Raw genomic sequence first — 20,165 nt, 5'->3', positions numbered from 1 at the left:
CCGTGTCCTCATCAATCCTGTACAGAAACTGTAAATACATGCAGCTTACCGGCGTGAACTGGGAAGCCAAAACTACCCTAGAGCATAGACCGTGGCAGCTCGAAGCAGATGATTCCAGCGGCACGACGGACACACTTCCACAAAATGCACGGTAAATTCCAGCCCTTCTGCGGCCATGTCCGCAATTTCCGCAGCGCTCCGCGCACTTCCCGCCCGGCGTTTTAAAGCATCTCCATAAACCCAACGGGTCAGCCGCATGTCTGATTCACACACCGGGCACGGCTTGCGCATGTCGACGCCATGGTGTTCCGCCGCCACGCGAAGGAGAAAGTCGGCATCACATAGCTCTTCCCGCGTCACCTTTCCCGCGCGAAGCTCGCGCAGATGCTGTGCACGCTCCCATTCATAAGAGACTTCGTTGCGATAGGCCACTGCGGACCTTGTCTTTGCAGACTCTGCCTTTGACGGAGAATTCACGCCGGACAGTGTAGTGCCGGCGGCGTCAACAATCTAGGCCCTTTCATAGTGCTTCGCGGTGGGAAACCAAATTTTTTAATCGGCTAACTACCGCTCCACGAAATTACTAGCTACACTTATTTTCCATGAGTGAAGAAACTATCGAATCCCCCATCCCTTACGAGGATGCCCTGGAAGTCGCCCGCCAGATCCAGCCCGCGCTCAACAAACTCATGCTCATTTTCCAGCGCACGACAGAGGGCACGTCCCTCACCACGTCGCAGGTCTCCATCATGAACCAGCTGCGCATGCGCGGCCCTTCGCGCGTGAGCACCATCGCCCAGGCAGAGCTCATCCGGATGCCTACCGCCTCCAATGCGCTGTACCAATTGGAACGCCAAGGTTTCGTGGAACGGCACCGCGACGAAAAGGACCGCCGCGGTGTGCTCGTCGCCCTTACCCAGCTCGGCGAATCCGAGCTGACCATCGTCTCTCGCCAGCGTGCGGCGGCTTTGGCGGAGATCCTGCGTTGGCTCGATCCGGACGACATCAAGGATGCCAACTCCCTGGTTAACCTGATCTCCAAACTGGCCGATGTCTACCGGCCAATCATGGAAGGAAAATAGACCAAAAAGCGCCGGTAGAGCGGATTTTTATTTTAAGGCGTGAAGGGCCGATAATGAATAAAACGACCCCGAACCTTTTGATGAATGGCTAAGAATTCTTCACACCCCGCGGAAGGACAGTGCTCCCCAGACGCCACGGTCCCTCCGCTCCGCGTCCTTGTTTCGTGGAGCCCCAGCTCCACCGGCACGGAAGCTATCGAGTTTGCCGCGTGGATCGCGCGTTCCACGCCCGTTCAGATCCGCGTGGTATCTACTATTTCGCAACCACTCACCGTGACGTCGCTCAGCAAGCTCACCGGTTCCTATAAGAAGTGGTTCAAGAAGGAGCGCGCCGCCTGCGAGCGGGCCGTCAAACAGGCGTTGAACGCGGCAGGGGTAGATAAGTCCCAGCTCGATAAGAACGTCTCCGTTCTCATCGCAGGGCCCTCGCGCCCGCAGCTCTTGGAGGAGGCGGCCAAGGAATTCAACGCAAGCGTCATCCTCCTCGGCGCAAACCAATCCGCACCCAAGGGCCGTTTCTTCTCCGGCTCTACCGCCGATGCGCTTTTGCACTATGCGCCGCTTCCGGTGGGCTTGACTCCGCGCGGCATCAAGCTGTCCAAGCACGGCATCACCCGCATTAACTTTGCTTTCACCGATCTTGGCAGCGCCGATGATCCCGCTCTCATGCACGCGGCCTGCATTGCGCAGCGCGGCGGTATCCCCCTGCGCATCCTGGCGTTTTCAGCCAAGGGGCTTGTCGACGTCCCCCTCGAATACTCCCCCACCTTTCCTTCCGATGCCCCCAATTGGCGCGAGCACTCGCTTTCGTTGTTGGACCGGGCCCACGATTTCATCGCGGATGCCTACCCCGAGCTTTCGGTCACGACGGCCATCGGCAGCGGCCATGGCTGGTCCGGCGCGGTGGACTCGCTGAAGTGGAAGAAGGGCGACCTCCTCTGCTTAGGCTCCGACCCCATGGGTCCCATCGAGCGCGTCTTCATCGGCAGCACCGCCACCGAGCTGCTTCCGCACCTAGGCGTGCCCGTGCTGGTCTGCCCCAGCACCTACACCGCCGAAGCGCGTTAGACTGGCAGACCATGGCAGCTGAGCACCCCGAAAACGATCTCACGTCCGACGCGGACTATACGAACCTGCCTCGCCCCGAGCCCCGCACATTTGACGAGCTTGCCGACGAACCCGACCCCCTCGCCGTCGCCGAAGCCAACCGCCGCTCCTCGCGCCAAGCTCTGTGGTTTATGATTGCCATCCTTATCGGCTCAGCGCTCTATGCGCTTCTCCTCGCGGGCATCTTTAAAGTCGCCGGAACCACGACCAACTGCCTCCGCGCCGAGTATGCCGCCTGGCTCTGCACGAGGACCCAGCGCACCGTGTTCGCCACGACGACGCTGATCATCCCCTTCATCGGCATGATCGGCTGCGCCGTCATCATGGTGCGCAAGCTCAAGGCCTATGTGCGCTGGCGCGGTTGGATGGCCATCTTCTGGGTCATGGCCGGCAACTTCATGATCTGGTGTATCAACGATATCCAGATCCTGCTCGCCCCGGTTATCGAAAACTAGCCCTGCGCCTGGGCGGCTGCCACCTCGGCGCAATCCGGCCGGCCGCAGTGCTGTGTTTCCACATGCTGGATGCAGTCATCGCAGATGAGCACCTGCTTACGGCACGTGTCCTCATTAATGCAGTTATGGAACGTGTTGGTTCCCGCCCCGCAATGCACGCAGTGGCCCAGCTGAATGAAGCCCGGATCCTCTAGGCCCTGGCCAAACTCGTGGTGCATGCGCTTATCAAAGACGTACATCGAGCCTTCCCACAGGCCATCGTTGCCGTACTTTTCGCCGTAGCGCACAATGCCGCCGTCGATTTGATAGACCTCGTTGAAGCCTCTGTTCTTCATCAGCGCTGAGAGGATTTCGCAACGGATGCCGCCCGTGCAGTAGGAGACCACGGGCTTGTCCTTCATCCAGTCATATTTTCCGGACTCGATTTCGGCGATGAAGTCATGCGTCGTGCGCACGTCCGGCACCACGGCATTCTTAAACTTGCCGATTTCCGCCTCCATGGCATTGCGTCCGTCGAAGAAGACGACCTCCTCGCCGCGCTCTTCTACTAGCTTGTTGACCTCTTCGGGTTTGAGGTGAACGCCGCCGCCGATGACGCCATTCTCATCCACCTTGAGCTCACCCGGCGCGCCGAAGGCCACGATCTCATCGCGCACCTTAACCGAGAGGCGCGGGAAATCCTCCGCACCGCCTTCGGACCACTTGAACTCCATCTTCTTGAAGCCCGGGTACTCGCGGGTTTCGCGCACGTAGCGCTTGCAGGCCTCCATGTCCCCGCCCACGGTGCCGTTGATGCCGTGCTCCGAAATGAGGATGCGGCCCTTCAGCCCGAGCTTCTCGCAGAGGTTACGCTGCCACAGCATGATCGCGGTGGGGTCCTCAATGGGAGTAAAGCAGTAGTAGAGGAGAATCTTGCCAATAGTCACGCCCGCAAGTCTAGGCCTGCTAATGGCAAGATCCCCAATTTTTCGGTGGAGTCTCAGCGCTTCTGGTACAGCGCGCTCTTGCGGGCAAAGACCGGATCGGAGGTCACCAGGACACCTAGGTTGCGGAAGATGCCCTCATCCACGGAACCCAAGATGGTGGTGGTGTGGACATCGCAGCCCTCGAGTTCCTTCAGTGCGTCGAGCGCGCGGCGGGCGTTCTCGTCCTTGGCCGCGGAGACAGAGAGTGCGATGAGCACCTCGTCGGTGTGCAGGCGCGGGTTCTGCGAACCCAGATGCTTGGTCTTCAGCGTCTGGATCGGCTCGATGGATTCCGGCGAGAGCAGGTGCAGGTCATCGTCGATGCCCGCCAGGTGCTTGAGCGCATTGAGCAAGGTGGCCGCCGAGCAGCCCAGAAGTGGGGAGGTGCGGCCGGTGATGATGATGCCGTCGTGAAGCTGCAGCGCGGACGCCGGGCCGTCGGTCTCCTCCGCCTTCTGCCGCGCCGGGAGCACCACCGGGCGGTCGGTGGACTTGATGCCGGCCTTCGCCATGACCACGGCGGCACGCTCGGACTGCGTGGAGTCGAGGCCGTTGCGGGCCTCCTCCACCAAAGTCTTGAAGTAGCGACGGATGATTTCCTGTCGGGAGGCCTCGCGGCAGACCTCGTCGTCGGTGATACAGAAGCCCACCATGTTCACGCCCATGTCCGTCGGGGACTGGTAGGGAACGGTGCCGGTCAGGCGCTCAAGCAGGGACTTCAGCAGCGGGAAGGCCTCGACGTCGCGGTTGTAGTTCACCGTGGACTCGCCGTGCGCGGAGAGGTGGAAGTGGTCGATGACGTTGGCGTCGTTGAGGTCCACCGTGGCTGCCTCGTAGGCCAGGTTCACCGGGTGATCCAGCGGGAGGTTCCAGATGGGGAAGGTCTCAAACTTGGCGTAGCCCGCCTGCACGCCGCGCACGTTCTCGTGGTAGACCTGCGACAGCGCGGTAGCCAGCTTGCCGGAGCCCGGCCCCGGCGCGGTGACCACCACAAGGTCACGGGTGGTCTCCACGTAGTCATTCTTGCCCAACCCCTCCTCGGAGACGATGAGGTCGATATTGGCGGGGTAGCCCGGGATAACGCGGTGGCGTGCCACCGTCAGCCCCAGGCGCTCGAGGCGCTCGATGAAGGCCTCCGCCTGGCTGTTGCCGTCCTCGAGCTGCGTCATGACGATGTTATTGACAAGGAATCCGCGGCCCCGGAAGACGTCGACAAGCCGCAGCACATCGTCTTCGTAGAGGATCCCCAGGTCACCGCGCATCTTTTGGCGCTCGATGTCCTTGGCGTTGATGCAGACGAGGATTTCTACGTCATCTTTGATGCGCTCGAGCATCGCAATCTTGTTATCCGGGGTAAAACCGGGCAGCACGCGGGAGGCATGCATGTCATCGAAAAGCTTGCCACCCATTTCCAGGTAAAGCTTCCCACCGATTTCTTTGCGTCGAGCGTTGATGTGCTCCGACTGCAGCTCAATGTATTTTTCACGGTCAAAACCGATTGCGCGCCCCATAGTATTTAGGCCCTTCCGTTCAACGGGTAGTACCCGGAAAGTCTACAGCAGCACTGCCCCCGCGTAGACTTCCTGACATGCCTGAGGGACACGTTATTCACCGCCTTGCTCGGACACTCAATGCGGACTTTCGCGGCGCGCCGCTGGCTGTGAGCAGCCCCCAGGGCAGGTTTGCTGCGGAGGCCGCGCTTGTCGACGCCTCACCCCTCTCCCTCGCCGAAGCCTTTGGCAAGCACCTCTTCCTCCACTTCGATGCGGACAGCCCGCGCCACGTGATTTACATCCATTTGGGGCTCATTGGGTCCCTGCGCTTTGAGCCTTCCGCTGATGTGTGGGGGCAAATCCGGCTGCGCATCGATAACGGAACGATGGCCGCGAACCTGCGCGGCCCGCAGTTCTGCACACTCATTACGGAGGAGGAGTACCAGGCCAAGGTGGCGAAGGTGGGCCAGGATCCGCTGCGTGAGGATGCTGACCCCGATGCCCTGTGGGCCCGGGTACATGCCTCACGCCGCAGTATCGGCGCGATGCTCATGGACCAAGGCCTCTTCGCCGGAGTTGGCAACATCTACCGCGCCGAGGCGCTCTTCCGCCAAGCACTCTCCCCCTTCATCCCCGGCAGTCAGCTCGACCGCGCCGAGTTCGATGCAATCTGGTCTGACTTGGTAGGTCTCATGGATTACGGCGTGGAACACGGCCGCATCGACACCGTCCGCCCAGCCCATACCCCGGAGGCCATGGGCCGCGAGCCGCGCAAGGACGACCACGGTGGCGAGGTCTACGTCTACCGCCGCGCCGGGCAGCCCTGCCATGTGTGCGGCACGGAGATACAGGAGAAGGTCATACAGGGCCGCAACCTCTTCTGGTGCCCTACCTGCCAGGGCTAGACTCGTAGGGTATGCGCCCTGCTTATACCGTTGCCACTGTTCGTGCTGCTGAAGAGCAGCTTCTAGCCCAGCAATCGGAGCCGGATCAGCTCATGAAACTTGCCGCCGCAGCGGTGGCGGAAGCTGCCACCTCGATGCTGGCTGCTCACCCCGGCGCGGTTGTCATTCTCGCTGGGCCGGGCGGCAATGGCGGCGATGGACTCTTTGCCGGCGCGCTCTTGGCCGAGCGTGGTATCACCGTCCATGCCCTAGTCCCCGAGAAGCACCACGAGGCAGCACTGGAGGCCTTCCTCGCCGCGGGTGCCACGGTCCTTCCTCCTATGTCCGCGCTGCCGACAGGCACCGCACTGCTTATCGACGCTATCGCGGGCCTCGGTTCCGCCCGTGGCCTGACCGGCGCCGCGCTGTCGCTCTACCGCGAGGCCACTGCTACCAGCGTGCCCGTTGTCGCCGTCGATATGCCCACAGGTGTTGATGCCGATACCGGCGTTGTCGCCGCGGATGCTGTCGAGGCCAATGTCACCGTCACGTTTGGCTCACCGCGACTGGGCCACGCGTTGGCCGCTGAATGTGGACAGGTGGTGGTCTCCGACCTCTTCTTACCCGGCGCACCTTCCTTCGCTGAGGCCCTCGCTGAGCTGGATAATCCTGCCGCATTCATCGCCCATGAACCCACCGTTCCGACGCCCTGGGAGTGGCTCCCGGGCGAACTCGATCTTCCTGGCGGGCGCCTCACTCGTCCCTGGCCCGTCGGTTGCACCGGCCCCATGACCGATCCCACTCCCGCCGCGCGTTCCGATAAGTATTCCGGTGGCGTCGTCGCCCTCGCTGCCGGCAGTGAGGCTTACCCGGGCGCGGGCATTCTGTGCGCCACCGCGGCGGTGCGGGCCACGCCGTCGATGGTGCGCTTCATCGGCGATAACACCATTACCGCGCTTCTCCCCGAGCTGGTCTGCCACCCCGATGTCGTCTCCGCTGGGCGCGCCCAGGCGTGGGTCGTGGGTCCCGGCCGCGGCACCGATTCGGCGGCGGCCTCCGAACTGCGAAAGGTACTGGCACAAGGTCTGCCCACCGTCATCGATGCCGACGCCCTCACGCTTCTGGCGCGCAACACCTCCTTGCGCCGGACAGTCACCGATCATCCGCTGACCATCCTCACCCCACACGAAGGCGAATTCACCCGCCTCTACGAGGCCACCTTCGGCTCTTCGCCCGATGCGGCTACCGGCTGGAGCCGCGCCCTCCGCGAGCTAGCCGAGGAACTGAACAGCATCATCCTGCTCAAAGGCCGCCTCACCCGCGTCACCGCACCCGGCCAGCCGCAGTACTCCTTCAATTCCGGCCATTCCTATGCCGCGACTCCCGGCTCCGGCGACGTGCTCTCCGGCATCCTCGGTGCGGTCATGGCTCAGCTTTCCGCCACCGCGCCCGCCGCATCCCCCACTGAGGTCATCGCCGAAGTTCTCCACGCCGGGGCCATCCACGCGCACGCGGCGGCCATCGCGGCCGAAACCCCCGACGGCTTCGCGCCCTGCTCGTCCTCCCAGATCGCCGCAGCCATCCCACAGGCCATTGCCCGGCTCCTCAACGCGGAGCGCTAGCTCCGCTACTAAGTACGTTTCGATCAAATAGCACCCCAAAAATCCGAAGATCTGGGGCCTTATTTGATCGATCCGTACCTGGCCGCCGCCGTCTTGGTACGTTTTCGCAACGAAGCCCTAGAATTTCGCGATTTGCGGGCCACTATTTACGAAAACGTACAGTGGCCCGGCGCAGGATCCCGGACGCAGTACCGACGGACTTGCGCAGCAGTCCCCGAGTGCCCACCGGCACGGTTCCGCGACGCAGCGAGGTGTTTTCCCACGGCCACGTCATTCCGGCCCATGCTGCCGCGACGGCAAGAGTCTCTGCCGCGATGTAGCCAGGCCAGGGACCCAGCAGGTTGATGATGGAGGGACTGCCCGGCGCGTGGTTGAGGAAGCCGTAGTTGCCGTCTGTCTTGGCGTTGACCGCCATGGCGATGGCCATCCAGATGGGCGTGACCTTCACGGCAAAGCGGTAGCCTTTCCACGTCGGCCGATAGCCTAAGCCAAAGGTCAGACCCAACGGCACGGCGAGGGCCACGATGTGGAAGAACCAGTAGGTGCTAAAACGCAGCCAGCGCGGGGCAAAGTAGTAGATGACATCCGGGGTGATGATGGCCTGCGGGTTAAGGATGATGCCCCAGAAATACGTCAGGGTCAGCGCATGCTCGTTGCCGGTAATAAGGCCGAGCGCCAAGATGGGACGCAGCACGTCACAAAGGTGCAGCGGGAGGGACTCCCGGATATCGAACTGGGAAGGGTCCAGGGAAATAACTGTCCATGCGGTGCCGAGGACCAAAAGGACCCAGCCGACCATCTGGCGGACGAACTTTTCACGGCTTGTGCCTTTAACGCGGCGAGCGCCGACGATAAAGACACCGCAGGCAGCGATGGTAATCGTCAACATGAGCGCATGCAGCGGGGTCCATTGTTGCATGCGCTCATAGTCGGTAGGGGTTACCCGTAGGCGGCGAGGTCGAAGCATATCGAAGTACTAATGTACTCCGTACTCGCCTGGTTCGGGCACCGAGGAGGAAAATTAGTTCCTTGAATTAATAGCGAGGGCTAGGCCGCGACCTCCGAGTAAGCGGAAACCTTGCCATCCTTGACTTCGAGGACACGGTCAGCGTAATCAAGCAGGCTACGGTCGTGGGTAATGAACAGGGTTGCGGTGTCGAAGTCTTCGGTAACACCGCGCAGAAGCTTGGCAATCTCACGCGAAAGCTTGGAGTCCAAGGCAGAGGTCGGCTCGTCCGCCAGCAACACGGACGGCTGGCCCATAAGAGCGCGGGCAATGTTGACGCGCTGGCGCTGACCACCAGACAGCTGGTTCATACGGCGGTTACCAAAGTCCTCAAGGCCCACGAAGCTTAAGAGCTCATCGGCACGATCCTGGCGTGGCTTTCGGCCTTCCAAGTGGTCGATGATGAGTAGTTGCTCACGCGCGGTCAGAGATGCAATGAGGTTGGCCTGCTGGAAGATGAGGCCGCGGGTGCCGTGCATCTCGACGGTTCCGGAATCAGGCTCGATGAGGCCGGCGGCTACGGATAGCAAGGTCGATTTGCCGGAGCCGGACTCACCAATGACAGCGGTGAGCTCGCCAGGCTTCACGTCTAGGCTCACACCATCCAGAGCGGTAACACGGGACTCGCCGTCGGGGTAGGTCACCACGATGTCGCGAAGGGACAGAGCAGGAGTAGCAGTGGTAGTCATTAGGCGTTGCCTCCTAGGGCGTCGAGCGGATTGATCTTGGATACGCGGCGGGTGGCGAGGAAGGCACCGGCGATGCCGAGCAGCCAGATGCCGAGTGCGGGAACGATGACCGTCATTACAGAAACCTCGAAGGGCACGGTGCCCTGTGCGGCGAGGCCCAGCAGCCAGCCGACGAGCGCGCCGGCGCCCACACCGGCGGCGAGGATGATGGCCGCCTGGGCAATAGCGTCCTTGAGCAAGTACGTCACGCTGGCACCAAGAGCGCGGAGGATGGACAGGTCACGGGTGCGCTGGATGGTCCAGATGCTGAGGAAAGCAATGGTCACCAGGGCGGAAATGCCGTAGAGGAATGCCTGCATGGTGAGCAGGGAACCGCGCTCCGAGCTATAAGCCGGCAGGCCAGACAGGGCCTTAGCCATCGAGACGGAGCTATCAGTCGGTTCCGCGCTCAACAGGGCAACACCCACCATGTCCTCGCGGGCGTGGGAGACCTTCTGCCAGGTGGCGGTGTCTACCCATACGACCGGGGAGTGGGAGTAGTACTCATCCGGCACCGCGCCGCGCACGTCCAGATCCACGCCACCGAGCGTGGCCTGGGAAGGCGCGTTCATCTCCTCGTCGATAGATTCGCTCAGAACCATGCCGCGATCCGGGATGAGGGTGTCCGTACCGGGGATCTCAGTACCAGCCGGCAGACCGAAGACAGCTACGCCGCCCTGTCCGTCAAGCTTGGTCTGGGTAGCGCCCAGCGGGATAGCACCAGCGGTGACGTCTTCAGCGAAGATTTCTGATTCCGTAAAGGACGGGTCCTCGGTAGAAAACGTCACGTTCGGGGTGTTTTCACCGAGCGCCTCCAGGGCGGACGTATTTTGCTTGGACAGGCCTTGGGTCAGGCCGGACAGCATAACGAGCAACAACGTAATTAGAGCCACGACGCCGCCGATCAGGAAGAAACGACCACGGGCGGTGACTATCTCTCTCAATGCAAGGAACATAGTATTCATACTGCTCACGCGCGAAGAGAAAGTAATCGGGTACCTAGTTGAACCTTCACTCAACCAGTTGGTTGATTCGGCCTCAACCGCTGAGGCGATAGGCTGGATCGGCGTGATGATGCGAAACAGCCTGTGGACCGTTGGCCTCCACGTCATGTTCGGATTCCTGCTGGTCTTCGGCGTACTCCGCGCCTGGGCCGATAACCGGCTCGATGCCCGAGTCCTCGGGCTCTCGATTGCCCTCGCCGTGGTCTACGCCGGCTTCGTGCTCTACGCTGCCCGCAAGCCCGCCAAGCCCGTACCCACCACGCTGTGGCTCGCTGCGCTCTGCCTGCTGTGGATCGGCCTCATGGTGCATGCCCAAGACTTCATGTGGATGGAATTCCCCCTGGTCTTCGTCTTTGTCCATGCTCTTCCCTTCTGGCCTGGCATCCTCGCCAGCGTTGTGCTGTGGGCCATCGCCGCCTTTATCCCCGCCTGGCTACATCCCCAGGCATGGACAGCGGCTGCCGCCATCGGTCCCTTCATCGGCACCTGTTTCGCCGTGGCCGTCTATCACGCGGCCCGCAAGATTCAGGCGGAGGCGGTGCACCACGCGGCCGTCGCCAAGCAACTGCGTGAAACACAGGAGGAACTCGCCGCCACCGAGCACCAAGCCGGCCGTCTGGAGGAGCGCGAGCGGCTCTCCCGGGAGATTCATGACACCGTGGCCCAGGGCCTATCCTCCATCGTGCTGCTCAGCCGCGCTGCCAAAAACAGCACGGACCCAGAGGAGACCACCGCGCAGCTCGAACTCATTGAGAAGGTGGCCAAGGACAACCTCGCCGAAGCTCGTCGCTTCGTCAAAGAACTCGCCGCCCCAACCTCCTCCATCGATGAAGGTCTACGTGCACTGGTAGATGAGCTCCAGGCCCAGGCACACGGTCTGGGTCTGCGCACGCAGTTGAGCCTCAAACTCACCGGCCGCGGCGAGGTGCCTACCGAGCTCCACCACGTCATTCTGCGTTCCGCGCGCGAGGGCCTGACCAACGTGATGAAGCATGCCGACGCCAACCGTGCAGTAGTTACGCTGGGCGCTTTCACAGATGAAATCACCTTGGACGTGGTCGACGATGGCCGCGGCATCGACGGCCCACAAGGCTTCGGCCTGACCGGCTTGGAGCAGCGTGTTCGCAGCGTCGGTGGCTCCGTCCAGGTAGAATCCTCACCGGCCGGCACCGCGCTCGCGGTGCGACTCCCAACAGGAAGCAGCCGCAATGGTTAACGTGATGCTCATCGATGATCACCCCGTGGTCCGCGCCGGGCTGCGCGCCATTCTCAACACGTTCCACGACATTGATGTGGTTCTGGAAGGCTCTGACGGTTCGGCAGTAGAGAAGCTGCTGCTTGACGACGTCCCCCCGATCGACGTAGTCGTCTGCGACATCCAGATGCCGGATGTCGATGGTATCGCCGCCACCCGGCGCGTGCGTGAGCTCAACGGCCCACCGGTGTTGATCCTCACCACCTATGACACCCAGGCGGATATCCTCGCCGCGGTCGAAGCTGGCGCAATGGGCTACCTCCTCAAGGACGCTCCTGAGGAAGCCCTGCATAACGCGGTCCTCGACACCGCTGCGGGAAAGCGCACGTTAGCCCCCGAGGTCACCAACCTCCTGGCGGAGCGCCTAGCCCAGCCGGAGACGGCACTCTCTGCCCGTGAATTGGAGATCCTTCAGGCCTTGTCCACGGGACAGTCCAATAAGCAGATTGCGCAGGAGCTGTTCATCTCTGAGGCCACGGTCAAGACCCACCTGATCCACGTCTACCAGAAGCTCGGAGTGGAGACCCGTACCGCTGCGGTGTCCGCTGCCCGCGAGCGCAAACTCATTTAAGCCAATGCATACCTATGACTGCATCGTCGTCGGTGGTGGCCAATCCGGCCTCGCCACCGGCTACTACTTGCGCAAAAAGAAGCTCGACTTTCTCATCCTCGACGCCAACCCCTCCCCCGGCGGTGCCTGGCAGCACGTGTGGGACTCGCTGACGCTGTTTAGCGATGCTGAGTCCTCCACTCTTCCCGGCTGGCCCATGCCGCACTACCCCGGGTTTCCGCCGGCAACCCATGTGGTCGACTACCTCACGCGCTACGAGGAGCGCTATGACCTGCCCGTTCGGCATGGGGTAAATGTCACCGATGTACTGTACGACGCTCCGTTCTTCCGCCTCACCACGAACCGCGGGGAGTTCCTAGCCCGCACCGTTGTGGCGGCCACGGGTACGTGGTCCGCGCCCTTTATCCCCTTCTACCCCGGCGCGTTTGCGGGCCGCCAATGGCACACGGCGAATTACCCCGGCCCCGCGCCGTTTCTCCCCGACGCACAGCACGATGCGGGGCGTGTCGCCGTCGTGGGCGCAGGCAACTCAGGTGCCCAAATCGCCGCCGAGCTTGCCCTGGAAGGCGTGGACACCACGTGGTTTACCACGCATCCGCCGCGGTGGATGCCGGATGACGTGGACGGCCGCGTGCTCTTTAGCCGCAACCGGCAGCGCATGCTCGCCTTGGCAAAGGGGGAGCCCGATCCCGGATCGGAGTCGGAACTGGGTGACATCGTCATGGTCCCGCCGGTGCTCAAGGCCCGGGATAGCGGGCTGTTAGGCGCTGCCCCGATGTTCGATTCCCTCGATGAACTCACCGAGCAGGGCTTTAGTGATCTCATCTGGGCTACCGGTTTTAGGCCCGCCCTGCGCCCTTTTACCGGGCTGCTCCGTAACGGAAAGCCCACGGTGGAAGGTTTCTTTCCCGTGGGCTACGGCTCGTGGACTGGTCCTGGTTCGGCCACGATTACCGGTGTTTCTCCTTATGCGCGACAGGTAGCGACCACCATCGCCGAACGCATAAGTTAGCAAACGCCTAGTTCAGCAGCATGGCTCCGATAAGCGCCACTGATGCCAGTGCTAGGAGAAAGCCAAGGCGTTGCAGGATCTTCATTCGTGCCTCACGGCTCAGCCGCGCCATAAGAAGTGCCCCCAGAACACTGCCCACGGTGTTGTAAAGGACATCATCAATATCGCTAAAGCCTAGGCAGAAGACGTACTGGGCAGTTTCAATCCCCAGGCTCACCATGAGACCTGCCAGTAGTGCTCCACCGAGACCCCAGCGAATCCGGCGCAGAGAGCGCCCCACCACGTACACGGCCGCACCGAAGGGCATAAAAAGAAGGATGTTGCCAAAGAGATCGCTCCACGCTCCATACCACACCGAGGCCGTCTCAAAACCGCCAAAGAGGTGCAGGTTCACCTTGCGTACCGCATGCGCAGAGCCATCCACGACTCCCGGGATCTCCATGAAGGGCTTGCCCAGCGTGGCTAGCCCCACGGTGACAAGGGCGAGGAGGGTGACTAGGAGGGCGTCGCGAAGCACATGCCGGTACGGATCCGGCACGGGCGCAAGCCGGTTTCGAGTGTGGCGTAGCTCTGTGGTGCTCATGGTGGCCACTGTAAGAGGAAAAGCTGACAAGTTCCTAGTGCATTTGCTGCCAAGAGGCTGCTTCACAGTGTCGGTAGGATAGTGCGCATGAGCACACTCATTGTCACCCGCACCGAGTCCGGCGTTTCCCAGGCTTTCCAGGACGAGCAGGTTCTGGCAGAAGGGGACACGCTGGTCAATGTTCAGTTTTCCTCCCTTAACTACAAAGACGCCATGGCTTTGGAGGGCGATAAGGGCGTCATGCGCATCGACCCACTCGTGCCCGGCATTGACGTCGTCGGCACCGTGGAAGAAACCACGGATGAGCGTTTGAAACCGGGCCAGCTCGTCGCAGCCTTCGGCGACGGCCTGGGCGAGTTCCGTCACGGCGGCTACACCACCCAGCAGCGCGTCAACGGTGAGGCCACCATTCCCGTTCCGGAGCGCTTCAGCGCCCACGATGCTGCTGCCATCGGCACCGCCGGCTACACCGCGGCTATCTGCGTGAACCAGCTGCGCACGCACGGCACGACGGAAGGTCACATCCTCGTCACCGGCGCGACAGGCGGCGTGGGCTCCATCGCCGTGCAGTTGCTCAAGTCTGCCGGCTACGAGGTCACCGCTGTGACTGGCCGCGTGGACTCCCAATCGGAGTACCTCACTCGGCTGGGTGCGGATCACATTTTGGACCGCGCTGCGCTCTCGGAAACTGGGCGTCCGCTGCAAAAGGCGCTTTACGACGGCGCCATCGACACCGCTGGCTCCACTGTTTTGGCTAACGTTCTGGCGCAGGTGCGCTGGGGTGGTGTTGTCGCAGCCACCGGCATGGCGGCCGGCCCAGACTTGCCGGCTTCGGTGCTGCCGTTCATCCTGCGTGGCATCGTGCTGGCGGGTGGCAACTCCGTCGATGCTCCGCGCGCGGTGCGTGAGGCTGCTTGGCAGCTTCTCGACGATCACCTGGACCTCGACCTGCTGCACTCCATTACGGAAACCGTGCCGCTCGACGCCGTCACCGCGGCCGCCAAGGAACTGCGTGCCGGCACCCGCCACGGACGCACAGTGGTGGAAATTTAACTGCGCTGATGAACGCGATGTGACAGGGCTTCGTCATCCGTACCGGGGGCGGAGCCCAGCTCGCCCGTAGTGTCATCGTCAGTGCGGGCTAGCCAGATGGAGGACACCACTAGTCCACCCCAGATGACGACGACGAAGAGGATAAAGAGCAGGATTGCGCTGGTAGTCATGGTCATTCTCCTTTCCTACTAGTTGTTATTTCTGGCCTGAAACGGGCACGGCATTGTGTCCGGGCGCGGCTGCGCTCTCGGTGCTCACTTCTGACACAGTGCCAGCAGCCAGCGGGTTTGGAGTACCTGCGGGGCGCCCGCCGACTGGGACGCCGTAATCCGAGGTCTCTATCCCGTCGAGGTACTTGTTGCCGCGGAAAGCTACGAGCGGCATAAGCAGACTTCCCAACAGGATGAGGCCGAGGGCTGCCCAACCAAAGAGCCCAATCTGGATAGAGGCATAGCCCTCATAACCTTCACGCGCGATGGTGAGAATCTCGTTGACAAGGAAGTACACCAGAAGCAGCGGCGTAGCCACGAAGGTGAGAATCTGCCAGAAGCCACCAACCTTGAACTGGGACACGGCGTTGAGGTGCTGCTGGATTTCACGGCGACGGCCGGTAATCCAGCCCACCACAATCAGCGCGCAGATAGAGCCAAAGACGATACCCAGGTTATTGGTGAACTTATCCATGATGTCCAGCGTGACCAGCCCGGAAGACGTGGAGAAGAGGAAGCAGGACAGAACCGCCATGACGCTGCCGACGAAAATCGCGGATACCCGGCGGGACACATCGAACTTATCGGCCACTGCGGAAACCACGACCTCCATGATGGAAATCAACGAGGTCACACCGGCCAAGAACAGTGAGCCAAAGAAGAGGACACCGAAGAATCCGCCCCACGGCATAAGGTTGATGATGGTCGGGAAGGCGATGAACGCCAAGCCGATACCGGAGGAGGCCACCTCATCCACGGCCACGCCCTGCTGCGCCGCCATGTAGCCCAAGGTGGCAAAGACACCAATTCCAGCGAGGACCTCGAAGGAGGAGTTCGCAAAGGCGGTAACCAGGCCGGTGTTCGTAAGGTTGGTACGCGGCTTGAGGTAAGACGCGTAGGTGATCATGATGCCGAAGCCGATGGACAGCGAGAAGAAAATCTGGCCGTAGGCCGCAATCCACACTGAGGGGTTGCTCAGTACGGACCAGTCCGGAGTAAAGAAGGCATTCAGGCCAACCGTGGCGCCTTCCAAGAAGAATGCGCGCACCACGAGGATGATGAACATAACCGCCAGAACCGGCAAGAAGATCGACGTCAGTTTGCCAATTCCCTCGTTAATGCTCGTGGCCAACGTCGCAATGCAGATGATCCACACGAGGATCATGACGATGAGGATGGAGGGAACCACGTCGCCGGAATAAGTGGTCTCTGGGTCTGCTTGGAGGAAATCACTCATGAAGTAGGTGGCAGGATCGTCACCCCACGCCTGCTTTACCGACTTCACGGTGTACAACGCCGCCCAGGCAATGATGGCGGCGTAGTAGATCGCAATGAAGAAGTTCACGCCGACCTTGAACCAGCCAACGCCTTCCCAGCTTTTACCAATGCGGCGGAAGGCCAGCGGTGCTGAACCACGGAAGCGGTGACCAATGGCCAGGTCAAACCAGAGAATCGGAATACCCGCGGTCAGCAGCGCCACCATGTACGGGATGAGGAAGGCGCCACCACCGTTGTCATAAGCAACGTAGGGGAAGCGCCAAATATTACCCAGGCCCACAGCGGAGCCAATAGCAGCCATAAGGAAGACGAAGCGGGTGTTAAACGTATCGCGCGTTGACGTAGTTTTTGTCGTGGTTGTTGAGGACATGAGAGCACCTTCTTGTAGAGCACATCCCGTCCGCATGAGCCTGAAAGTGGAACCTTCAGCATCCACATGCGGACGAGTATTAGCGAGGAGTTTATACTACCTGCCGACCAATAGGTACCCTTTTTTGAGAATTGTGTCTCATTTTTCGCCACCTTTAAGTTAGGTCGCTCTCCTATCCCGTCTCTGGGATGACGAAACGATAACCCAACCCAGATTCTGTGAGCAGGTACCGTGGGTGGGCGGGGTCATCCTCCAACTTGCGCCTCAACTGGGAGGTGTAAATGCGGAGGTAGTGACCCTGCCCCTCAAAGCCGGGACCCCAGATCTCAGAGAGCAGGTCCTCCTTGCGCACCAAGCCACCGTGGGCGCGAAGTAGCGTGGTGAGCACGCCCCACTCGGTGGGTGTCAGATGCAGCGGCTCGCCACCTTTGGTGATGGAATGGTGCGGAACGTCAATCACGATATCCCCGGCGCGAACCACAGCGATCTCAGTGCGCCTCACCGGACTCTGTGGGCTACCATGCCGCAACGCCACTCGCACACGGGCTAGAAGCTCCTCCATAGAGAAGGGCTTGGTCACGTAGTCGTCCGCGCCACGGTCGAGAGCTGCGGCGCTAAACAGTGGATCGGAGCGCGCCGTCAGGATGATGACCGGTACCGCAGACCACCCGCGGATTCCTTCCAACACGACGGTGCCATCCATATCCGGCAGCCCCATGTCCAAAATCACAACGTCTGGCTGCTGCTGCGACACCACCTGTAGTCCCTCTGCGCCTGTACGCGCCTGGTGAACCTCGTAGCCACGAGCCTTGAAGTTAATACTCAACGTATTAAGTAGGCGGGGGTCATCGTCCACAATGGCGATGCTGGTCTTTTTCGTCGTCATTTTTGTTCTCCTCCCGCGACGGGAAACCGCAAAATAAAGGTTGCGCCCGGGGTGGCAGCCACCTCGATGCTACCGCTCATGGCCTCTACAAAGCCTTGGACAACAGAAAGGCCAAGGCCTACACCGTTGTCGTTGCTGGTATCACCCAAACGCTGAAACGCTTGGAACAGTTCCTTCTGCTTCTCCGGTGGGATGCCCGGGCCTTCATCGACAACGATCAGTTCTACCTGTTCGGTGGTGGTCTGGGCGCTCAAGGTAACGTCGCCGGTTGGTGCATAGCGCAAGGAGTTATCGAAGAGATTGGCCAAGACGCGCTCCATGAGCGCCGTATCCGCGCAGCACGTAACTCCACGCACGCTAGGGTCAAGGTGAATGCGCCCAATTTGCTCTCGGGAATGCCCGAAGGCACAGGAAGCAATGGCGCGATTAGCCACTTCGGCTACGTCGACGATGTCTCGGCGGGCGGGTATGGCGCCGGCTGTGAGCCGGGAGTAATCCAGCAAATTGGTTACCAATCCGGTAAGTTCCTCGATGCTCGCCGCAGTTTCTGCCAAAAGCATGTCCTGGTCTTCGGGAGTGAATTCAATGTCAGCGTTGCGCAACGAGGACACCGCCAACTTGGCCGTGGCCAGCGGGGTACGCAGGTCGTGGCTCACACTAGACAGCAGCGCTCGGCGCAACTCGTCAGCAGCGGCTATCGCATCTGCGCGCGCGGCCTCAGCAGAGAGCTTTTCGCGGCGAACAATGCCTGCGAGATAGCCCGCTACCACGGTGACCAGACCTCGGTCACGAGCAGACAATGTCGGGCCCTCGAGACGCAGCTGAACCGTGCCATCTGCGCTCGCAACAACGGTGTCCACTTCCTGTTCATGGCGCACTTTTTCGGGAATATGAAGGTGTTTCGAAGTGCGTTCGGGGGTAGCTGCGCGCCAGGTGGCAAGAACGTCACCGTTTTCATCCAGCAGCTCTGCTCTACGACAATTAAAAGCCTCCCCCACCTTGCGCATCACGGCATCCTTCGGAGAAGAATCCGCGCGGCGATTCAAGGCGGCGCGGGAAAACACCGTGAGTAGCTCAGCATCACGCGCAGCAATAGCCGAGTTCGCACGCTCAATCTTGGCGCGGCGCACGAGCATGCCGACGGCCAGCGCAATAGCCACCATGACTACGGCGATCACGGCGTTAGCGGGATCAGCAATATCGAAGGTATGGATCGGCTCGGTGAAGAACCAGTTGACCGCTAGGCCGGAAGCCACCGCCACCACTACGGCCGGCCACAGGCCTCCCAGCAAACTGACAAGCAGGATGAGCGCAAAGTAGAACGCGGAACAAGTACCTGTTCCCAAATCCTGGCCGTCAGCTTGCACCAACAGCGCAGTGAGCCCCACGAAAGCCAACGCTGAGCTAAGCCACGCGATGGCGCGCTGCGGGAAAGGGCGGAAAGGATGCAGCATCCGTGTGAGCGGAAGTGGTTTTTCCGGGGGAAGGTTGACTATGTGACAGTCAATTGAGCCGGATTCACGCAGCACCGTTTCCGCTACCGTACCGTGCCAGTGCACGCCGAAACGACGCCGCGGCGAGACCCCCACTACGAGCTGGGTGGCGTTGACACTCCGGGCAAAATTAAGCAGGGCTTCTGGGACGCTGTCCCCGGTAACCTGGTGCAGTCGTGCGCCCACATCCTGGGCTAAGGACTGCAGCCGGGCGAGCTGTTGCGCTGATCCCCCCACCGAGGAGGAACGAGAGGTGAAGGAATCACCGAAAACAACGTGGACCACGTGCAATTCCGCCGAGGATTTTGTCGCGATGCGCCGTCCGCGGCGGATAAGAGTCTCAGCATGGGCAACGTTTTGGATGGCCACAACCACCCGCTCACGCGCTTCCCACGTTTCGGTGATTTTCTGATCCGAGCGATAAGTGATGAGTGCCTCATCAACCTGATCCGCTAGCCACAGCAGTGCCAACTCGCGCAGCGCGGTGAGATTTCCCACGCGGAAGTAGTTGTTGAGTGCAGGCTCAATGCGCGCCTCGCGGTACACGTGGCCGTCGCTCAGACGGGTGCGCAACAGCTGTGGGGAAACGTCAACAAGCTCGATCTCATCGGCAGCACGTACTACCTCGTCCGGCACCGTTTCCTGCGGCGCGATGCCCGTGATCTGCTTGATAACGTCATTGAGACTCTCCAGATGCTGGATATTGAGAGTCGACATGACATCAATTCCGGCGTCCAGGATCTGCTCAATGTCTTCCCACCGCTTCTCGTGAACCTCGCCGCGCGGATTAGAGTGCGCGAACTCATCGACGAGAACGATCTCCGGGTGCCGCTGGATAACCGCCGCGGTGTCCATTTCACCCGCGGAAATGCCCTCGACAGTGCGCCTCGGAACAATCTCCAGCCCCTCGCACAGGGCCTTGGTGTACGCGCGCCCGTGGTCTTCCACTACCCCAACGACAACGTCGCGGCCTTGGTCGACCAGCGTGTGCGCTTCGCTGAGCATGGCGCAGGTTTTGCCCGCGCCGGGAGCGGCGCCCAACAGAATCTTCAGGGTGCCGCGTTTGACCCGCGTCGGGGGTGTCGTCGGTTCGGTCAACATTGCTTCAT

The 20,165-nt window shown here is 61.4% G+C and carries 20 protein-coding genes; 9 read left to right on the top strand and 11 right to left on the bottom strand.

Going from position 1 to position 20,165, the window contains the following annotated elements:
• Positions 1 to 72: 72 nt before the first annotated feature.
• Positions 73 to 432, bottom strand: coding sequence for a DUF5318 family protein (locus HMPREF2604_RS13595; RefSeq protein WP_083299190.1), 360 nt, complete (start codon positions 430 to 432; stop codon positions 73 to 75).
• A gap of 170 nt (positions 433 to 602) precedes the next feature.
• Between HMPREF2604_RS13595 and HMPREF2604_RS05700 the strand changes: the two genes are divergently transcribed.
• From HMPREF2604_RS05700 to HMPREF2604_RS05690, 3 genes are all read left to right on the top strand, one after another.
• A complete protein-coding gene (locus tag HMPREF2604_RS05700) occupies positions 603 to 1,082 on the top strand; it encodes a MarR family winged helix-turn-helix transcriptional regulator (RefSeq protein ID WP_070524207.1) in 480 nt (159 codons plus the stop codon).
• 84 nt (positions 1,083 to 1,166) lie between these two features.
• Positions 1,167 to 2,150, top strand: a complete 984-nt coding sequence (locus HMPREF2604_RS05695) for a universal stress protein (protein ID WP_070524206.1) — start codon at positions 1,167 to 1,169, stop codon at positions 2,148 to 2,150.
• 11 nt (positions 2,151 to 2,161) lie between these two features.
• Positions 2,162 to 2,644 carry a hypothetical protein gene (locus HMPREF2604_RS05690; RefSeq protein ID WP_070533724.1) on the top strand — a complete coding sequence of 161 codons (483 nt, stop codon included), beginning with the start codon at positions 2,162 to 2,164 and terminating at the stop codon, positions 2,642 to 2,644.
• On the opposite strand, the gene HMPREF2604_RS05685 is transcribed toward HMPREF2604_RS05690, so the two are convergent.
• Positions 2,641 to 3,570: an oxygen-dependent tRNA uridine(34) hydroxylase TrhO gene (locus HMPREF2604_RS05685; protein ID WP_070533722.1), complete on the bottom strand. Its 930-nt coding sequence runs from the start codon at positions 3,568 to 3,570 to the stop codon at positions 2,641 to 2,643. The two genes, HMPREF2604_RS05690 and HMPREF2604_RS05685, sit on opposite strands and share 4 nt — an antisense overlap.
• A gap of 53 nt (positions 3,571 to 3,623) precedes the next feature.
• A complete protein-coding gene (locus HMPREF2604_RS05680; protein WP_070563938.1) occupies positions 3,624 to 5,120 on the bottom strand; it encodes a DUF1846 domain-containing protein in 1,497 nt (498 codons plus the stop codon).
• Positions 5,121 to 5,197: 77 nt separating this feature from the next.
• On the opposite strand from HMPREF2604_RS05680, the gene HMPREF2604_RS05675 reads away from it, so the two are divergent.
• Both HMPREF2604_RS05675 and HMPREF2604_RS05670 read left to right on the top strand, forming a co-directional pair.
• A complete protein-coding gene (locus HMPREF2604_RS05675; protein WP_070533721.1) occupies positions 5,198 to 6,007 on the top strand; it encodes an Fpg/Nei family DNA glycosylase in 810 nt (269 codons plus the stop codon).
• An 11-nt stretch (positions 6,008 to 6,018) separates the two neighbouring features.
• Complete coding sequence (locus tag HMPREF2604_RS05670) at positions 6,019 to 7,608, top strand: NAD(P)H-hydrate epimerase (protein ID WP_070533720.1); 1,590 nt, start codon at positions 6,019 to 6,021, stop codon at positions 7,606 to 7,608.
• Between the two features lie 142 nt (positions 7,609 to 7,750).
• Here the strand turns inward: HMPREF2604_RS05670 and HMPREF2604_RS05665 are convergent, their stop codons facing one another.
• The 3 genes from HMPREF2604_RS05665 to HMPREF2604_RS05655 all read right to left on the bottom strand — a co-directional run bounded on the left by HMPREF2604_RS05665 (position 7,751) and on the right by HMPREF2604_RS05655 (position 10,298).
• Positions 7,751 to 8,527 carry a YwaF family protein gene (locus HMPREF2604_RS05665; RefSeq protein WP_246818381.1) on the bottom strand — a complete coding sequence of 259 codons (777 nt, stop codon included), beginning with the start codon at positions 8,525 to 8,527 and terminating at the stop codon, positions 7,751 to 7,753.
• A 128-nt stretch (positions 8,528 to 8,655) separates the two neighbouring features.
• Positions 8,656 to 9,303 carry an ABC transporter ATP-binding protein gene (locus tag HMPREF2604_RS05660; RefSeq protein ID WP_070533717.1) on the bottom strand — a complete coding sequence of 216 codons (648 nt, stop codon included), beginning with the start codon at positions 9,301 to 9,303 and terminating at the stop codon, positions 8,656 to 8,658.
• Entirely contained in the window at positions 9,303 to 10,298 is a 996-nt protein-coding gene (locus HMPREF2604_RS05655; RefSeq protein WP_070533715.1) for an ABC transporter permease, read from the bottom strand. Before HMPREF2604_RS05655 ends, HMPREF2604_RS05660 begins: the two co-directional genes overlap by 1 nt.
• A gap of 115 nt (positions 10,299 to 10,413) precedes the next feature.
• Here HMPREF2604_RS05655 and HMPREF2604_RS05650 point away from each other — a divergent pair, with 115 nt between their 5' ends.
• Genes HMPREF2604_RS05650 through HMPREF2604_RS05640 form a run of 3 tightly spaced genes read left to right on the top strand, consistent with a single transcriptional unit; the run spans position 10,414 to position 13,184 of the window.
• Positions 10,414 to 11,562: a sensor histidine kinase gene (locus HMPREF2604_RS05650; RefSeq protein ID WP_070533714.1), complete on the top strand. Its 1,149-nt coding sequence runs from the start codon at positions 10,414 to 10,416 to the stop codon at positions 11,560 to 11,562.
• Entirely contained in the window at positions 11,555 to 12,172 is a 618-nt protein-coding gene (locus HMPREF2604_RS05645) for a response regulator (protein ID WP_070533713.1), read from the top strand. Before HMPREF2604_RS05650 ends, HMPREF2604_RS05645 begins: the two co-directional genes overlap by 8 nt.
• Positions 12,173 to 12,176: 4 nt before the next feature.
• Positions 12,177 to 13,184: an NAD(P)-binding domain-containing protein gene (locus HMPREF2604_RS05640; RefSeq protein ID WP_070563935.1), complete on the top strand. Its 1,008-nt coding sequence runs from the start codon at positions 12,177 to 12,179 to the stop codon at positions 13,182 to 13,184.
• Positions 13,185 to 13,191: 7 nt separating this feature from the next.
• Here the strand turns inward: HMPREF2604_RS05640 and HMPREF2604_RS05635 are convergent, their stop codons facing one another.
• Positions 13,192 to 13,767, bottom strand: coding sequence for a VanZ family protein (locus HMPREF2604_RS05635; RefSeq protein WP_070533709.1), 576 nt, complete (start codon positions 13,765 to 13,767; stop codon positions 13,192 to 13,194).
• Positions 13,768 to 13,854: 87 nt separating this feature from the next.
• Here HMPREF2604_RS05635 and HMPREF2604_RS05630 point away from each other — a divergent pair, with 87 nt between their 5' ends.
• Complete coding sequence (locus tag HMPREF2604_RS05630; protein WP_070563933.1) at positions 13,855 to 14,820, top strand: acrylyl-CoA reductase family protein; 966 nt, start codon at positions 13,855 to 13,857, stop codon at positions 14,818 to 14,820.
• Here HMPREF2604_RS05630 and metS read toward each other — a convergent pair.
• From metS to HMPREF2604_RS05610, 4 genes are all read right to left on the bottom strand, one after another.
• Positions 14,817 to 14,990: a methionine/alanine import NSS transporter subunit MetS gene (gene metS / locus HMPREF2604_RS05625; protein WP_070533705.1), complete on the bottom strand. Its 174-nt coding sequence runs from the start codon at positions 14,988 to 14,990 to the stop codon at positions 14,817 to 14,819. The genes HMPREF2604_RS05630 and metS overlap by 4 nt on opposite strands.
• Before the next feature lie 25 nt (positions 14,991 to 15,015).
• A complete protein-coding gene (locus tag HMPREF2604_RS05620) occupies positions 15,016 to 16,677 on the bottom strand; it encodes a sodium-dependent transporter (protein WP_070533704.1) in 1,662 nt (553 codons plus the stop codon).
• A gap of 172 nt (positions 16,678 to 16,849) precedes the next feature.
• The gene (locus HMPREF2604_RS05615; RefSeq protein WP_070533703.1) at positions 16,850 to 17,563 is read right to left on the bottom strand and encodes a response regulator; all 714 of its coding nucleotides are present in this window, start codon (positions 17,561 to 17,563) and stop codon (positions 16,850 to 16,852) included.
• On the bottom strand, positions 17,560 to 20,157 hold the full coding sequence (locus tag HMPREF2604_RS05610) for an ATP-binding protein (protein WP_070563931.1): 2,598 nt from the start codon (positions 20,155 to 20,157) through the stop codon (positions 17,560 to 17,562). The genes HMPREF2604_RS05615 and HMPREF2604_RS05610 overlap by 4 nt, the downstream gene beginning before the upstream one ends.
• Positions 20,158 to 20,165: the final 8 nt, after the last annotated feature.

Source organism: Corynebacterium sp. HMSC055A01, from assembly GCF_001809405.1.
Classification (GTDB): Bacteria; Actinomycetota; Actinomycetes; order Mycobacteriales; family Mycobacteriaceae; genus Corynebacterium; species Corynebacterium hesseae.
The sequence above is the reverse complement of the archived record's forward strand: the minus strand, read 5'-3'. Positions and strand labels throughout refer to the sequence as shown.

Excerpts from the sequence above, each read along its gene's own strand:
- HMPREF2604_RS05655 (WP_070533715.1), bottom strand. The coding sequence starts at position 10,298 with ATGTTCCTTGCATTGAGAGAGATAGTCACCGCCCGTGGTCGTTTCTTC.
- metS (WP_070533705.1), bottom strand. The coding sequence starts at position 14,990 with ATGACTACCAGCGCAATCCTGCTCTTTATCCTCTTCGTCGTCGTCATC.
- HMPREF2604_RS05640 (WP_070563935.1), top strand. The coding sequence starts at position 12,177 with ATGCATACCTATGACTGCATCGTCGTCGGTGGTGGCCAATCCGGCCTC.
- HMPREF2604_RS05645 (WP_070533713.1), top strand. The coding sequence starts at position 11,555 with ATGGTTAACGTGATGCTCATCGATGATCACCCCGTGGTCCGCGCCGGG.
- HMPREF2604_RS05660 (WP_070533717.1), bottom strand. The coding sequence starts at position 9,303 with ATGACTACCACTGCTACTCCTGCTCTGTCCCTTCGCGACATCGTGGTG.
- HMPREF2604_RS05630 (WP_070563933.1), top strand. The coding sequence starts at position 13,855 with ATGAGCACACTCATTGTCACCCGCACCGAGTCCGGCGTTTCCCAGGCT.
- HMPREF2604_RS05620 (WP_070533704.1), bottom strand. The coding sequence starts at position 16,677 with ATGTCCTCAACAACCACGACAAAAACTACGTCAACGCGCGATACGTTT.
- HMPREF2604_RS05680 (WP_070563938.1), bottom strand. The coding sequence starts at position 5,120 with ATGGGGCGCGCAATCGGTTTTGACCGTGAAAAATACATTGAGCTGCAG.
- HMPREF2604_RS05665 (WP_246818381.1), bottom strand. The coding sequence starts at position 8,527 with ATGCAACAATGGACCCCGCTGCATGCGCTCATGTTGACGATTACCATC.
- HMPREF2604_RS05650 (WP_070533714.1), top strand. The coding sequence starts at position 10,414 with ATGATGCGAAACAGCCTGTGGACCGTTGGCCTCCACGTCATGTTCGGA.
- HMPREF2604_RS05700 (WP_070524207.1), top strand. The coding sequence starts at position 603 with ATGAGTGAAGAAACTATCGAATCCCCCATCCCTTACGAGGATGCCCTG.
- HMPREF2604_RS05695 (WP_070524206.1), top strand. The coding sequence starts at position 1,167 with ATGGCTAAGAATTCTTCACACCCCGCGGAAGGACAGTGCTCCCCAGAC.
- HMPREF2604_RS05675 (WP_070533721.1), top strand. The coding sequence starts at position 5,198 with ATGCCTGAGGGACACGTTATTCACCGCCTTGCTCGGACACTCAATGCG.
- HMPREF2604_RS05670 (WP_070533720.1), top strand. The coding sequence starts at position 6,019 with ATGCGCCCTGCTTATACCGTTGCCACTGTTCGTGCTGCTGAAGAGCAG.
- HMPREF2604_RS05610 (WP_070563931.1), bottom strand. The coding sequence starts at position 20,157 with ATGTTGACCGAACCGACGACACCCCCGACGCGGGTCAAACGCGGCACC.
- HMPREF2604_RS05615 (WP_070533703.1), bottom strand. The coding sequence starts at position 17,563 with ATGACGACGAAAAAGACCAGCATCGCCATTGTGGACGATGACCCCCGC.
- HMPREF2604_RS05635 (WP_070533709.1), bottom strand. The coding sequence starts at position 13,767 with ATGAGCACCACAGAGCTACGCCACACTCGAAACCGGCTTGCGCCCGTG.
- HMPREF2604_RS05690 (WP_070533724.1), top strand. The coding sequence starts at position 2,162 with ATGGCAGCTGAGCACCCCGAAAACGATCTCACGTCCGACGCGGACTAT.